Source organism: uncultured Tessaracoccus sp., from assembly GCF_947255005.1.
Lineage (GTDB): Bacteria > Actinomycetota > Actinomycetes > Propionibacteriales > Propionibacteriaceae > Arachnia.
The window spans coordinates 1-14,174 of sequence record NZ_CAMYFI010000058.1 but is presented as its reverse complement, the minus strand read 5'-3'; the positions used below and the strand labels follow the sequence as shown (position 1 = coordinate 14,174).

The 14,174-nt window shown below is 69.1% G+C and carries 13 protein-coding genes and 1 riboswitch; of the genes, 9 read left to right on the top strand and 4 right to left on the bottom strand.

The window, feature by feature from the left end; translation table 11 throughout:
- Both Q0X61_RS10580 and nadA read right to left on the bottom strand, forming a co-directional pair.
- Positions 1–518: FAD-dependent oxidoreductase (locus Q0X61_RS10580; RefSeq protein ID WP_297742497.1), on the bottom strand; the 518-nt coding region annotated here is incomplete at its 3' end.
- Positions 515–1,528 (bottom strand): quinolinate synthase NadA, encoded by a 1,014-nt coding sequence (gene nadA, locus Q0X61_RS10575; protein ID WP_297742496.1) that lies wholly within the window; start codon positions 1,526–1,528, stop codon positions 515–517. The genes nadA and Q0X61_RS10580, both read right to left, overlap by 4 nt.
- Positions 1,529–1,585: 57 nt before the next feature.
- Here nadA and Q0X61_RS10570 point away from each other — a divergent pair, with 57 nt between their 5' ends.
- The 4 genes from Q0X61_RS10570 (at position 1,586) to pdxH (ending at position 6,637) form a co-directional block, all read left to right on the top strand.
- Positions 1,586–2,305 carry an NrtR DNA-binding winged helix domain-containing protein gene (locus Q0X61_RS10570; RefSeq protein WP_297742495.1) on the top strand — a complete coding sequence of 240 codons (720 nt, stop codon included), beginning with the start codon at positions 1,586–1,588 and terminating at the stop codon, positions 2,303–2,305.
- A gap of 323 nt (positions 2,306–2,628) precedes the next feature.
- Complete coding sequence (gene clpB / locus Q0X61_RS10565; RefSeq protein WP_297742494.1) at positions 2,629–5,208, top strand: ATP-dependent chaperone ClpB; 2,580 nt, start codon at positions 2,629–2,631, stop codon at positions 5,206–5,208.
- Between the two features lie 9 nt (positions 5,209–5,217).
- Complete coding sequence (locus tag Q0X61_RS10560) at positions 5,218–6,003, top strand: hypothetical protein (RefSeq protein WP_297742493.1); 786 nt, start codon at positions 5,218–5,220, stop codon at positions 6,001–6,003.
- The gene (gene pdxH, locus Q0X61_RS10555) at positions 5,996–6,637 is read left to right on the top strand and encodes a pyridoxamine 5'-phosphate oxidase (RefSeq protein WP_297742492.1); all 642 of its coding nucleotides are present in this window, start codon (positions 5,996–5,998) and stop codon (positions 6,635–6,637) included. The genes Q0X61_RS10560 and pdxH overlap by 8 nt, the downstream gene beginning before the upstream one ends.
- Position 6,638: 1 nt before the next feature.
- Here the strand turns inward: pdxH and Q0X61_RS10550 are convergent, their stop codons facing one another.
- Positions 6,639–8,246, bottom strand: coding sequence for an inorganic phosphate transporter (locus Q0X61_RS10550; RefSeq protein ID WP_297742491.1), 1,608 nt, complete (start codon positions 8,244–8,246; stop codon positions 6,639–6,641).
- A 72-nt stretch (positions 8,247–8,318) separates the two neighbouring features.
- Here Q0X61_RS10550 and Q0X61_RS10545 point away from each other — a divergent pair, with 72 nt between their 5' ends.
- Positions 8,319–8,969: a hypothetical protein gene (locus tag Q0X61_RS10545; RefSeq protein WP_297742490.1), complete on the top strand. Its 651-nt coding sequence runs from the start codon at positions 8,319–8,321 to the stop codon at positions 8,967–8,969.
- A 23-nt stretch (positions 8,970–8,992) separates the two neighbouring features.
- On the opposite strand, the gene Q0X61_RS10540 is transcribed toward Q0X61_RS10545, so the two are convergent.
- The gene (locus tag Q0X61_RS10540; protein WP_297742489.1) at positions 8,993–10,309 is read right to left on the bottom strand and encodes an MATE family efflux transporter; all 1,317 of its coding nucleotides are present in this window, start codon (positions 10,307–10,309) and stop codon (positions 8,993–8,995) included.
- Between the two features lie 187 nt (positions 10,310–10,496).
- Positions 10,497–10,590, top strand: a riboswitch (TPP riboswitch).
- On the opposite strand from Q0X61_RS10540, the gene thiD reads away from it, so the two are divergent.
- The 4 genes from thiD to Q0X61_RS10520 all read left to right on the top strand — a co-directional run.
- The gene (thiD, locus tag Q0X61_RS10535) at positions 10,549–11,430 is read left to right on the top strand and encodes a bifunctional hydroxymethylpyrimidine kinase/phosphomethylpyrimidine kinase (protein ID WP_297742488.1); all 882 of its coding nucleotides are present in this window, start codon (positions 10,549–10,551) and stop codon (positions 11,428–11,430) included. Its footprint overlaps the riboswitch before it by 42 nt.
- Complete coding sequence (locus tag Q0X61_RS10530; RefSeq protein WP_297742487.1) at positions 11,427–12,761, top strand: MFS transporter; 1,335 nt, start codon at positions 11,427–11,429, stop codon at positions 12,759–12,761. The genes thiD and Q0X61_RS10530 overlap by 4 nt, the downstream gene beginning before the upstream one ends.
- Positions 12,758–13,510, top strand: a complete 753-nt coding sequence (gene thiM / locus Q0X61_RS10525) for a hydroxyethylthiazole kinase (protein WP_297742486.1) — start codon at positions 12,758–12,760, stop codon at positions 13,508–13,510. The genes Q0X61_RS10530 and thiM overlap by 4 nt, the downstream gene beginning before the upstream one ends.
- The coding region (locus Q0X61_RS10520; protein ID WP_297742485.1) for a thiamine phosphate synthase at positions 13,507–14,174 on the top strand (668 nt) is incomplete at its 3' end. The genes thiM and Q0X61_RS10520, both read left to right, overlap by 4 nt.

The window sequence follows — 14,174 nt, the reverse complement described above, 5'->3', positions numbered from 1 at the left end:
AGCATGTCGACGGCGCGCATGCCCGGGTGGAGCGTGGCGGGGGAGTCGCCGTCGAGGATGCGCTGGAGCGCGGCGACGAGCGTGCGTTGCACCTCATGCCCCGACGCGTCGCCGCCGGCGTGGAGGATGCGGCGCGCGCTGTGCCCGCCTTCGAGGTGGAGGCTGTAGTTTCCGCGGGCGCGGTCGAACTGCGCACCGAGTGTGATGAGGCGCCGGATCGCGACGGGGGCTTCGGCGACGAGCGTGCGCACGGCCTCTTCGTCGCACGCCCCGGCGCCCGCGACGAGGGTGTCGCGCACGTGCGACTCTGCGGAGTCGTCGGGGCTCCAGACCGCCGCCAGGCCGCCCTGCGCCCAGTCGGTGGAGCCTGCCATGACGTCAGCACGGGTGAGGATCGCCGTCGCGATTCCGTGTACGGCAAGGTGTAATGCGACGCTGAGCGCGGCCGCGCCCGACCCCACGATCACCACGTCGGCCTCGTGGTGATGTGTGGCGGGCGGGAGTGCGAGCTCGGTCACTCTCCGCCCCCGGGGTTGCCGATGGCCACCATCTTCTCCACGGCCTGGCGCGCGCGGGCGGCGATGGCGTCATCGACGAATACCTCGTCGCGGCCGTCGGTGAGGCAGCGAAGCAGCTTGTCGGGGGTAATCATGCGCATGTACGGGCACGCGGCGCGGGGGTTGACGGGGATGAACTCCGTCGTGGTGTTGGCCTTGGAAAGCTGGTGCAGCATGCCGATCTCCGTGGCGACGAGCACCTTCGAGCTCGTTGCGCGACGGGCCTCGTCGAGCATTCCGCCGGTGGAAAGCACGTGCGTGCGCTCGCGCGGCAGCTCGCCAGACTCGGCCATCCACAGCGCCGACGTGGTGCAGCCGCACTCGGGGTGCACGTAGAGCTCGGCGTCTGGGTTGGCGCGGACGATAGCGGTGAGGTCCGACGGCGAGATGTCGGCGTGCACGTGGCATTCGCCCATCCACACGTGGATGTTGTCGCGCCCCGTCTCGCGGCGCACGTGGGCGCCGAGGAACTGGTCGGGGCAGAAGAGAATCTCCTTGTCAGCGGGGATCGAGTTGACCACGTCGACGGCGTTCGAGCTGGTGCAGCACACGTCGGTTTCAGCCTTCACTTCGGCGGTGGTGTTGACGTAGGAGACGACGACGGCGCCTGGGTGCTCGGCCTTCCAGGCGCGCAGCTGGTCCGCGTTGATGGTGTCGGCGAGCGAGCAGCCGGCGGCCGCGTCGGGGATGAACACGCGCTTGTCGGGGGAGAGGATTTTCGCGGTCTCCGCCATGAAGTGCACGCCGCAGAACACCACCTCGCGGGCGTCCGTTGCGGCTGCGATGCGCGAGAGGGCGAGGGAATCGCCGACGTGGTGGGCCACGTCTTGGATCTCGGGCAACTGGTAGTTGTGGGCCAGGATGACGGCGTCGCGTTCGCGCGCGAGGGCGTGGACGTCGTCGCGCCACTGTGCCCATTGCTCTGCGGTCCAGCGCTCGTAGGGCGCTTCGAGTGTGCTCGAGATGCTCATGCTTCCTCCAGTTTTCGCCTAAGAGTCGCAAACTGGTTTGAGGGTAGCATGCGCACCATGGTGAATGGCAACACGGCTCCGAGCGGGCCCCTGCGCGACGGCGCCGGCGTTGCCAAGTTTCGGCACGAGGCCGTGGCCGCCGTGATGCGTGTGCGGCCGGGGGAGGGGTTGACGGTGCTGGCGTATCGTCGGAGCCGCTCGCCGTTCAAGGGGCTCTGGGCGCTGCCAAGTGGGGCGGTCGAGGTGGACGAATCGCTCGACGAGTCCGTGCTCCGGCACCTGGTTGCGAAGGTGGGCGTTGAGGCCGTCGCGTACCTGGAGCAGTTGCAGACGCGCAGCGCGCCTGGCCGAGATCCGTTCGACCGCACGATCGCGACGGGCTACCTCGGGCTCATTCCATGGAGCTGCGACCCGGCCATCCCCGACCACGCCGCGTGGGTCCACGTCGAGGAGCTCCCCGAGATGGCCTTCGACCACGACGGGCTCGCGCGGGTGGCCGTCGAGCGGCTGCGCGCGAAGTTGTCGTACACCAACGTGGGTTACGCATTGGCGCCCGACGAGTTCACCGTCGCCCAGTTGCGTGATGCCTACGCCGCGGTGCTGGGGCACGACGTGTCCGCCACCAACCTGCAGCGCATTTTGCAGCGGCGCGGGCAGCTCGTCGCCACTGGTGAGCGCGCGCCCTCCGGCGTCGAGGGCGGTCGCCCGGCCCGGCTCTACCGCTTCACCCAGCGCGAACTCGCCGTCACCGACCCCTTCGTCGTGTTCAAGCCGTAGCCGTCTGGGCTGGGCGTCGGTTCTCACTCCTGCTTCCCCTCTCCCCGCCCTGCCCGCCCAAGCTGGTGCAACCTGTGCGGCAACTGAGCGGATCAAGTGTCACCTGCTTCCCGACGGCGCCTCGTCGCGGCTAGGCAGGTGACACATGTTCCGGGACAGAGCCGCACAGGTTGCCCCTGCTGGGCGGGAGGCAAAGGGGCAGGGGGAAGCAAGTGAGTGCCGAAGATGGGCCGACCAACTTGCCAGACCCGCCGGGAATAAACAGCACGCCGCAAGAGTTGAGTGATGTAGACTCAACTTTGGAAATCAACTCAGGAGTGCCCATGAACACCGATAAGCTCACCACCAAGAGCCGCGACGCGGTGACTGCTGCCGTCAGGCAGGCGCTCACCAGCGGCAACCCCAGCGCAGAGCCGCAGCACCTGCTGCACGGCCTGCTACTCACACCCGACAACACCGTCGGCGCCCTGCTCGAGGCCGCCGGCGCATCCCCGCAGCGCGTCGACGCGGGCGCCGTCGCTGCCATCAAACGACTGCCCGCCGCGACGGGCAGCTCCGTCTCGCAGCCCACGCTCTCCGGCGCGTTCCTGCGCGTGCTCGCCACTGCGGAGACCATCGCCAATCAGCTTGGCGACCAGTTCGCCGCGACGGAACACCTCCTCATTGCGCTCGCTACCGTCGAATCCGACGCGAAGCGCGTGCTTGATGCGGAAGGCCTCACCGCCGACGATCTCACGCAGCGTTTCAATGAGGCGCGTGGCGGCAAGCGGGTCACGTCGGAAGACTCGGAAGGCAGCGGGGAATCCGCGCTCGACAAGTACTCCGTCGACCTCACCGAGCGCGCCCGCGACGGCAAACTCGACCCCGTCATCGGCCGCGACCAGGAGATCCGCCGCGTCGTGCAGGTGCTCGCCCGCCGCACGAAGAACAACCCCGTGCTCATCGGCGAGCCCGGCGTCGGCAAGACCGCCGTCGTCGAAGGTCTCGCCCAGCGCCTCATCGCCGGCGACGTGCCCGACTCGCTCAAGGGCCGCCGCCTCGTCTCCCTCGACCTCTCGTCAATGGTGGCCGGCGCGAAATACCGCGGCGAGTTCGAGGAACGCCTCAAGGCCGTGCTCACGGAGATCCGTGACGCAGAAGGCCAGGTCATCACCTTCATCGACGAGCTCCACACCGTGATCGGGGCCGGGGCCACCGGCGATGGGGCGATGGATGCGGGCAACATGCTCAAGCCCATGCTCGCCCGCGGCGAGCTCAGGATGATCGGCGCCACCACCCTCGACGAGTACCGCGAGCACATCGAGAAAGACCCGGCCTTCGAGCGTCGGTTCCAGCAAGTCTTCGTCGGTGAGCCCAGCGTCGAAGACACCGTCGCGATCCTCCGCGGCCTGCGCGAGCGCTACGAGGCGCACCACAAAGTGCGGATCACCGACGGAGCCCTCGTCGCCGCAGCCCAGCTGTCCAACCGCTACATCACCTCGCGACAGCTGCCCGACAAGGCCATCGACCTGATCGACGAGGCTGCGTCACGGCTTCGGATGGAGATCGACTCCTCGCCGGAGGAGATCGACATGCTCCGTCGCGACGTAGACCGCATGACCATGCAGCAGATGGCGCTGAAGAACGAGGACGACCCGGCGTCGAAGGAACGCCTCGATGCCCTCAATCAGGAGCTCGAGAACGCCCAGGAGGAGCTGCGCGGTCTGGAGGCGCGCTGGGAGCAGGAGAAGTCTGGCCTCAACCGCGTCGGCGACGTGAAGAAGCAGATCGATCAGCTCCGAGTCGAGGCTGACAAGGCCCAACGCGAAGGCGACCTCACGCGCGCGTCGCAGATTCTCTACGCCGAAATCCCGGCGGCCGAGAAGGAACTCGCTGAGGCGGAGGCCAGCGACGCCACCCCGTCGATGGTCTCGGAGGAGGTCTCTGACGGTGACATCGCCGAGGTGGTGGCCGCGTGGACGGGCATCCCCGTCGGCAAGTTGCTGCAGGGCGAGCAGGAGAGGCTCCTGCACATGGAGGATCGCCTCGGCGAGCGCCTCATCGGGCAGCGCGAGGCGGTGCAGTCCGTCTCGGACGCCGTGCGACGTTCCCGCGCAGGCATCTCCGACCCCAACCGGCCCACCGGCTCGTTCCTCTTCCTCGGCCCCACCGGCGTCGGCAAGACGGAGCTCGCGAAATCCCTCGCCGAGTTCCTCTTCGACGACGAAACTGCGCTCGTGCGCATCGACATGAGCGAGTACTCCGAGAAGCACTCGGTGGCTCGCCTCGTCGGCGCACCTCCCGGCTACGTCGGCTACGAGGAGGGCGGCCAGCTCACCGAGGCCGTGCGCCGTCGCCCCTACTCCGTCGTGCTGCTCGACGAGGTGGAGAAGGCCCACCCCGACCTGTTCAACATCCTGCTGCAGGTGCTCGACGACGGTCGCCTCACCGACGGCCAGGGTCGCACGGTGGACTTCCGCAACACCATCTTGATCCTCACGTCGAACCTGGGGTCGCACTTCCTCGTCGATCCGATCAAGAGCGACGAAGAGAAGCGCAACGAGGTGATGGGCGTAGTCAGGAGTGCCTTCCGTCCGGAGTTCCTGAACCGCCTCGACGACATCGTGCTGTTCAGCGCGCTCACCTCCGACGAGCTCCAGCGCATCGTCGACATCCAGCTAGCCCGCCTCAACAAGCGTCTCGCGCCCAGGCGGATCACCGTCGACGTCACCCCCGCCGCCAAGCAGTGGCTGGGCGAGACGGGCTTCGACCCGATCTACGGCGCGCGCCCGCTGCGTCGCCTCATCCAGACCACGCTGGAAGATCAGCTGGCCCGCAAGCTGCTCGCCGGCGAGATCTTCGACGGCGACACCGTCACCTTCGACGTCACTGCCGGCGGCGATGGGATTGCCATCAGCCAGTAACCTGGCTATATGACAAGGCGAATCAACTGGCGTGAAGCTGGCCTTTACGCGGCAGCGACGGGGCTCACTCTCATTGAGCCCCGCTCGCTGCGCGGCTGGCAGAAGTGGGCGTACTGGGCGGCGGTCTCCGCGCTGACCGGCCTCTCAGCATTGCCCGAGGAGGAGGACGACGTCGTGTATCGCGCCGTCATGCCCGGCTACGGCGCCGCGCTCGGCGTGGCCACCGCTGGCGTCACGTTCGGACTGCGGGAGCCGCTGCTCGCCGCCGACGCATGGTGCGCCGACACCGTGCGCAGGTGGGGCGCGAAGCACCCGCGCAGGTGGATGGCCGCCGCGACGGGCGCGCTCAGCGTAGTGGCGCTCGCGCTCGATTCCAAGCGGCCCGCGCAATTCGACCCCTCCGACGAGCCGCAAGACGAAACCCCCATCCCGCTCGGACCCCGCGTGCGCGAGATCGTCGAGGCAATGCTCGCCCAGTGCGACGGGTGGGGCGCCGACGAGCTGCGCGCCCAGCTCGCCACGGCTCAGCAGCTCGCGTGGGCCGAAGATGAGCCGGTGACGCTCGTGGTGCAGCCCGACGCACCTCGCACACTGGTGTCTGACTACGCGTTCCCCGTCGTCGGGCGGGGTGCCGCAGACGGGGTGGAGGTTGTCGTCCGCCTCATCATCGAAGACGGCCAACTCGCCCTTCTGGAATGCGAAGACGATGAATGGCAGGCCCACCCGCTGCCCGACGCCCTCCGTTTCGGTTTCGAGCACCAGGCCACTGCGAGCGAGGAGCGCGACGATGCCTGAGCGCAACCTCGGCGCGATGCGCACCGACTACCAGGGCGAACGCCTGGAAGCCAGCATCACCTGCCGCAACCCCTGGGAGCTCTTCGACGAGTGGCTCGCCGCCGCAATTGAAGCCAAGGTGCCCGAGCCCAACGCTATGACGCTCGCCACCGTGGATGCCGGCGGGAGGCCGTCGTCGCGTGTGGTGCTGCTGAAGCAGGCTTCGCCCGCGGGGCTCGTGTTCTTCACCGATTACGGCTCCGACAAGGCCGTGCACCTTGCTGAGCGCCCGGTGGCGAATGCGCTGTTCTACTGGCCGGGACCGATGCGCCAGATCCAGGCGACGGGCACCGTCGAGAAGATCAGCCGCGAAGAGTCGGAGGCCTATTTTCACTCGCGCCCGCACGCGAGCCAGGTCTCGGCGTGGGTGTCGAAGCAGTCGCGGCCCTTGGCCTCGCGCGAACAGTTCGCCCGAGAGCTGGCGGAGGCCGAGGCACAGTTCGAGGGCAAGGACGTGCCGCTGCCCGACTGGGGTGGCTTTCGCATCGACGTCGACGAGTTTGAGTTCTGGCAGGGCCTGCCTGGGCGTGCGCACGACCGCGCGCGCTTCGTGCGCGACGGAGACGCCTGGCGCGCCACGAGGCTCTACCCGTAGGTCAGAACACGGCCCGCAAGACGACGAGCCCGATCGCTCCCACCACCGCCGCCACGGGCAACGTGATGATCCAGGCCAAGAAGATGGGCCGCATCAGGCGCCAGTTGGCGGCACGGTTGACGAGCCCGACGCCCAGCACGGCGCCGATGAGGATGTGCGTGGAGCTGACGGGCAGCCCAAACACCGACGCCAGCATCACGACGGCGGCCGCAGACAGTTCGGCGGCAAACCCGGACGCCGGGTGGATTTTCGTGAGTCCTTCCCCGACGGTGCGGATCACCGACCGTCCGATGAACCACAAGCCGGCAACCAGGGCGATGCCGAAGGCGAACATCACCGGCGTGGGTACGACGGCGGTGGCCGCGATCTGCTGGGTGCGTAGCACGTCGAGGATCGCCGCGAACGGACCGACGGCGTTGGCGATGTCGTTCGACCCGTGGCTGAACGCGAATGCCGACGCAGTGAACACCTGCATCCAGGAGAACAACCGGAAGCTGGCTTTGGAGAGCTGCTGACCGCGCATGGTGTTGGCGAACATCGAAAGCGCTAGCCAGACGATGGAGCCCACCATCAGCAAGATGAGCACGACGGACACGGTGTTGAAGCCAAGGTGCAGATTCGCGAGCCCCTTGAACAGCAGCATGGACACGATGACCACCGCACCCAAAGAGCCGATGAGCGGCACCCCGATCATGAGCGCACGGTGCGAGCGCACGTCGTCGACCTGCTTGTCGATCTTCTTCAGCGCCTTGTAGTAATCGGATTCCAGCTGATCGGGGGTGATGTCGGGGTTCTTCGCCAGCTCCGAGTCGCGGATGAGCTTGTTGGTGTAGGCCACCTGCTGGAGCTCAGTGAGACGGCTGAACTCCCGCTTTTGCTTTTCACCCTCCGCCATGCGGGCGGCGTTGAGCTCACGGAGACGCTGCTCCGCTTTCTCGTTGTAGAGCAAGATGTGCCGCTGAATGCCGTAGAACAGCGCGAAGGCGACGATGCCGCCCAGCACCGGCGAGAGCACCCACGAGATGGCGATGTCGCGGATGCCATCCCACTGCACCATGGCCAGCGTTCCCTGGTCGGTGATGAACCCCAGCGTGAGCGAGGCGCCGACGATTGCGCCGACGATGGAGTGCGTCGTCGACACAGGCAGCCCGAACTTCGTCGCGATGAGGAGCCACAACGCTGCACCGAACAGGGACGACATCATGATGTACACGAAGTCGATGGGCTCCAGATGTACCGCGCTCAAATCGACGATGCCGCTGCGGACGGTGTCGGTGACTTCTCCGCCGGCCAGGATCGCCCCGCTGACCTCGAAGATCGCCGCAACGAGCAGCGCCTGCTTCATGGTGAGGGTCTTCGCCCCGACGGAGGTGCCAAACGAGTTGGCGACGTCGTTACCGCCGATGTTGAACGCCATGAAAAGGCCAAACGCGATGGCGGTCACCAAGATGATGCTTGGCCCGCCGACGTAGCCGAATGACCAGAGCCCGAAGGCCAGCGCGCTGATGGCGAGCAGCCCTCCGAACGTGAGGTGCCAGTTGCGATCAATCCCCAGCCATTGCCGCGGCTCACCCGTCGGCATTGCGTGTGGGTCGGTCCCAGTGTTCACACCCCCGTACATTAATAGAAGGTGACGGTCATGTGTCCACTGGGTGTAGTGAAGGTCGCTAGCGTGGAGGGCATGCGTATTCTGGTGACTTCCTTCGAGCCCTTCGGCGGCGACGCGGAGAACGCGTCGCGGGAGGCGATGCGGGCGCTCCTGGCCGAGTGGAGCGAGCCCGGCGCGGAGCTCGTCGGGGTAGAACTTCCGGTGGTGTTCGACGTTACGCCCTTGCATGCTGCGGTGGCTGAGTATCGCCCGGATGCGGTGGTCTGCCTGGGGGAGGCCGGCGGACGGGAGGCCATCACGCCCGAGCGCGTGGCCGTGAACGAGATGCGAGCGCGTATTGCGGATAACGCTGGGTTCCAGCCTCGAGGCGAGGCGATCGTCGTGAGTGGAGCGGGCGAGCGTGCGGCGAGTGTGGACGTCGATGCCCTTGTCGGGGCTATGTCTGAGGCTGGCTGGGCCGCCGAGCCCAGCGTGGATGCTGGGCGCTTCGTGTGCAATTTCGTGGCCTACCACGCCTACGGGCTGGGCATGCCCGCGGTGTTCATCCACGTGCCGGCGCTCAGATCTTCGGGTGCCGCCACCGTCGGAGCCGAAACCGGCGGGGCGGTGGCGGCGTCGAGAGGGCGGGTGCCGCGCACTTTCGAGGATCTCGGGGAGGCGCTCGCCGCCCAAATGACCGTTATCCTCCACGCCTGCCAAAAATCGTCGAAAGCGCGGGGTTAAACGCTTCTCGTGGAGGATAACGGTCAACTTTCGTGGGTGCCCAGGCGCATCCAGTCGTCGTTGCGGGCGCGCCGCCACAGCGTGAGCGCGCGCCCGCCCATGTAGCCGAACGAGAACGCGAGCCACAGCCCCACGAGCCCCAGCTGCCCCCTCGGCAGCAGGAGCGACGCGAGCGCCAGCGGCGCGTACATCGCCAGCGCCACGATGCCCGCCTTCGCCAGGTACGGCCCGTCGCCCGCGCCGATGAGCACCCCGTCGAGGAGAAACACGTAGCCAGCCAGTGGTAGGGCCACGGCGACGATGACGAACACCCAGACGGTGAGGCCACGCACGTCGGGGTCGGGGGAGAAGAATGCGCCGAGCGGCCGGTGCGTGAGCAGCACCAGCGCGCCGAGCACGCCGCCTACGCCGATAGCCCAGCGCGTCATGCGCGACGTGAAAGCGGGGGCCTCGTCGCGGTTCGATGCGCCGAGCGCGGTGCCAATGATGGTCTGCCCGGCGATGGCGATGGCGTCGAGCGCGTTGGCGAGGAAGTTCCACACCTGCATCACGATGTGGTGCGCCGCGAGCGCCGCCGGGCCCTGCGCCGTCGCTACGTACGTGGTGAGCAAGATGGCGACGCGCAACGTCAGCGTGCGCAGCATGAGCGGGATGCCGACCGTGAGGTTCAGCCACATGTCGCCCACGTGAGGAGCCCGACGCGCCCGCGCGCCGCGTGCTTTGCGCGCGATGAGAGCGGTGGCGACGGCACCGAGGGTGGTTTCCGCGACCGCAGTGCCCAGCGCCGCGCCCGCGATGCCGAGGTGCAGCCCGAACACGAACAACAGGTTGAGTACGAAGTTCAGCGATGCTGACCCCACCATGAGCACCAGTGGGGTCTTGGCATCCTCGAGCCCGCGGAACGTGCCCGTCGCGGCCAGCATCACCAGCATTCCAGGCATTCCCGGCAGCGCCCACCGCAAGTACGTAGCTGCGTGAGTGGCTACGTCGGATTTGGCTCCGAGGGCTGCGACGAGCCAGTCGCTGCCTGCGAACGCGGCCCCGGCGAGGGCGATGCCGAGCGCGAGTGCGAGCCACATGGCCTGGATGCCGAGTTCGAGCGCGCGGCGGGTGTTGCCCGCGCCCACCTGGCGAGACACCGTCGCGGTGGAGCCGTAGGCCAGGAACACCATGAGGCCGGTGAGCGTGGTGAGGATGACGGCGCCGACGCCTAACCCGGCGAGTTGCGTGGTGCCCAGGTGGCCGACGATCCAGGTGTCGGCGAGTGTCATGAGCGGCTGGGCGATGAGCGCCGCGAATGCGGGGATCGCCAGGGCGAGCACCCGTCGGGTGAGAGACATGGGCGCGAGTGTACTCGGACGGTGGGGATGGCGTCGGCGGCGGTTCGTCGTCGGTCCAGACCTCTCCCCGCGGGCAGGTGCAACCTGTGCGGCAACTGAGCGGATCAAGTGTCACCTGCCTAGCTGCCCCCGCGAGGTCTCGGGAATCACCGACGAGTCCCTCCGGCCACCCCTGTGCTAGGCTCACGATCCGGACACGGGGTGCGCCGTCGGCGCTGAGATCACACCCGTGGAACCTGATGCAGTTCGCACTGACGAAGGGATTGTCCATGGCACTGCTGCACCCGCGCATCCCGCGCGTCCTGTCGATCGCTGGCTCAGACCCGAGCGGCGGCGCCGGAATCCAGGCTGACCTCAAATCCATCACCGCCGCGGGCGGCTACGGCATGGCGGCCATCACCGCACTCACCGCGCAGAACACCCAGGGCGTCGTGGGTCTCCACGTGCCCGATCCGTCGTTCCTTACCGCCCAGCTCAACGCGATCAGCGCCGACATCGAAGTGGACGCCGTGAAGACGGGCATGCTCGCGACGGCTGACGTCATCCGCGCGGCCTGTGAGTGGCTCGAACGCTGCCCGGTGCCGGTGCTCGTCGTGGATCCCGTGATGGTGGCGACCAGCGGCGATCGCCTGCTCGCCCCCGAAGCCGAGGAGGCGCTGGGCGAGCTGTGTCGTCGGGCGAGCGTGATCACCCCCAACATCGGCGAACTGGCCGTCCTGACGGGGGCCGAACCGGCGCAGACCGAAGAGGCGGCGATCACCCAGGCACGCGGGTGGTCGGCGGAGCACCGAGTGGCCGTCGTCGTGAAGACCGGCCACTTGACAAGTCTCGACACCGCGTCGAACCACTGGGTCTCGCCCGACGGGGCCGTGCACACGACGTCAACGCCGCGCCTCGACACCACGACCACCCACGGCACCGGCTGCTCGCTCTCGTCCGCGCTCGCCACCAGGCTCGGGGCCGGCGACTCACCCGAGGACGCGCTCTCCTGGGCGACGGACTGGCTCCACGAGGCCATCGCGCATGGAGCGGACCTCGAGATCGGGGGCGGCCACGGGCCGGTCGACCACGGCTACCGCGCTCGTCGGGCGCTAGCCGCTAGGGCGGGTGCGCGGGCATGACGGGCGGACTCGGCGTCGCCAATCTCCCCCAGGCGGGCCGGGCCGCGCTGCGGGCGGGTGTCGTCGGCAACTGGGTGGACAACATCCACGTGTTCCTTCCACTCATCGCGCTCGGCCCCGCGATGGGCGCACTCGCCGGGCCAGGCGCCGGCGCCGCGGCGGGGCCGCTGGTCGTCGTCGCGATGCTGCTGGGGCGGCCGGTGGGCGGGACGGTGTTCGGGCAGGTCAGCGACCGGTTGGGGCGCACCCGCACGACGCGCGTCGCGATCGCCGGCACCGCCTTGTGCGCGCTCGGCATCGCCGTCATGCCGACGCATGTCGCGCTCGGCGCCGCCACGCTGTGGCTCGTGCTGGCGCTGCGCTTCCTGGGCGGGGTCTTCGTCGCGGGCGAGTATTCGGCGGCGATTCCGCTGGCGATGGAGTGGTCGGCGCCGCGCCGGCGGGGGCTGATGTCGGGGCTGATCCTGTCGATGGCGCCGCTCGCGCAGGGCTCGATCGCGTTCGCGACGGCGGCGATGCTGGGCTGGCTCGGGCAGGACGCGTACGCGCAGTGGGGCTGGCGGGCGCTGTTCGTCGTCGGGGCGCTGTGCTCCGGCGCGATGCTCATGTTCTACTCACTGCAGGTGGCGGATGCGCCGACGTTCCATCGGCACGCGGGGCTCGCGAGGGCCCGCCGGGAGCGCGGCCGGGCGGTGCTCGTCGGGCGGCACTCGCGCACGTTCTGGCAGGTGTTCGCCCTCATGAGTGGGCTGTGGCTGATGACCGCCGTGACCGTCCTCATCTTGCCGGGGCGACTGGTCGAGGATGCGCGCCTCGCGCCCGACGACGCGGCCATCGCGATGGGAGCGGCCTCGCTCGCGCAGGCGGCGGCGATGGTCCTGGCCGGGCACTTGTCGACCGTCGTCGGGCGACGGGCGTTGTTCGTGGGCTGGGGGCTGGTGGCCCTGCTGACGTCGCCGTTCGTGTGGAGGGCCGTCGTCGTCGCCGACGATCTTCCGCGCGCTGCGCTGTGGGCGGCCCTGCTGCAGGTGGTCACGGTGAGCATGTACGGGCCGGTGGCGGCATACCTGTCCGAGCGGTTCCCGACGGGAGTGCGCTCGACCGGCTACGGCATGGGCTACTCGCTCTCGCTCGTGCTGCCCGCGCTGTACCCCCTGTACCTGCCTGCGCTCGAAGGTCTGCTCGGGCGGCAGGGGGCGCCGACGGCGATGCTGCTGCTGGGCGGGGCGCTGGTGGTGGGCGCTGCGCTCGTTGGGCCGCGGCTCGCGCCGCGTGACTTCGATGCCGAGATCGACGAGGTAGCCCGCGAGGCAGAGGAGGTGTCGGCGTGACGGACTGGCAGACGGTCGTGCGCTCGGTGCGGGAGCGGGCGCCGCTGGTGCACTGTATCTCGGCGACGGTGTCGATGGGCCTGGTTGCGGACGGTCTGCTCGCAGCCGGGGCCCGTCCGATGATGACCGAGACCCTCGGCGAGGCGCCCGCGATGACGGCAGTGGCGGACGCGCTGCTCGTGGGTTTCGGCACGCTCTCGACGGATGCCGTCGATGGAATTCCCCCGACGGTCGACGCCGCGATCGCGGCTGGTCACCCGTGGGTGCTTGACCCGACGGCGATCGGCGTGCCTCCGGTGCGGACCGCGATGGCGAGGGGGCTCGTCGCGAAGGGCCCGACGGTGGTCCGCTGCAACGCCTCCGAGTGCCTGGCGCTCGCCCAGACCGGACCCGGCGGACGGGGCGCGGACGCGACGGCCTCCGTCGACGAGGCAGCCGACGCGGCAGCAGCGCTGGCGCGGCGATGGGGGAGCATCGTGGCCGTCTCCGGCGTGTCAGACCTTGTCACCGACGGGGCGACGGCGGTCCGCATCGACGGTGGCAGCCCACTCCTGCCGCGCGTCACCGGGACGGGATGCCTGCTAGGTGCGCTGACGGCGGCGAGTTGCGTCGTCGCGGAGCCCCTCCATGCGGCTGTCGCGGCAGCGACGTGGCTGAAGCGGGCGAGCGAGGTGGCCGAGACGCGAGCCGCCGGACCGGGGACCTTCCGCACGCACCTCAAGGACGCACTGGATGAGGTGGGACGATGACGGATTCGCAAGGGGGCTCGCACCGCGCGGCGCGTGTTGGCGGGGTTGACTGGCGCTGCTACGTCATCACGTCGGGGAGCGGCGGGGAGGTCGTCGCGAAGGCGGCTGCGGCCGCGGCGGCCGGGGCCGGTGTGGTGCAGATCCGTGCGAAGGACCTCGGCACGCGGGCGCTCCTCGAGCTGACGTGTGCGGTGGCGAGGGCGGTCGTCGCCGCCAATCCCCGCACCCGCGTCCTCGTCGACGACCGTGCCGACGTCGCATGGGCCGCAAGACGGCGCAGGGAACCGGTCCACGGCGTCCACCTTGGCTGGGACGACCTCCACCCGCGCGATGCCCGCGCTCTCCTCGGGCGGGAAGCGATCATCGGGCTGACCACGGGCACCCTCGAGCTGGTCCAGGCCGCGCAGGGGCTCGCGGACGTCGTCGATTACGTGGGATGTGGCCCGTTCCGCCCCACCCCGACGAAGTACTCCGGCCGCAAGCCGCTCGGCGTCGATGGCTATCCGCCGCTCGTGGCCGCGACTGAGTTGCCGCTGATCGCGATCGGCTCCGTCACCCCCGACGACGTCCCTCGCCTCGCCGCGGCAGGGGTCGCGGGAGTAGCGCTGGTCAGGGCGGTCATGGACGCGCCCGACCCGGCGGCTGTGGTGCGACGCGTGCTCGC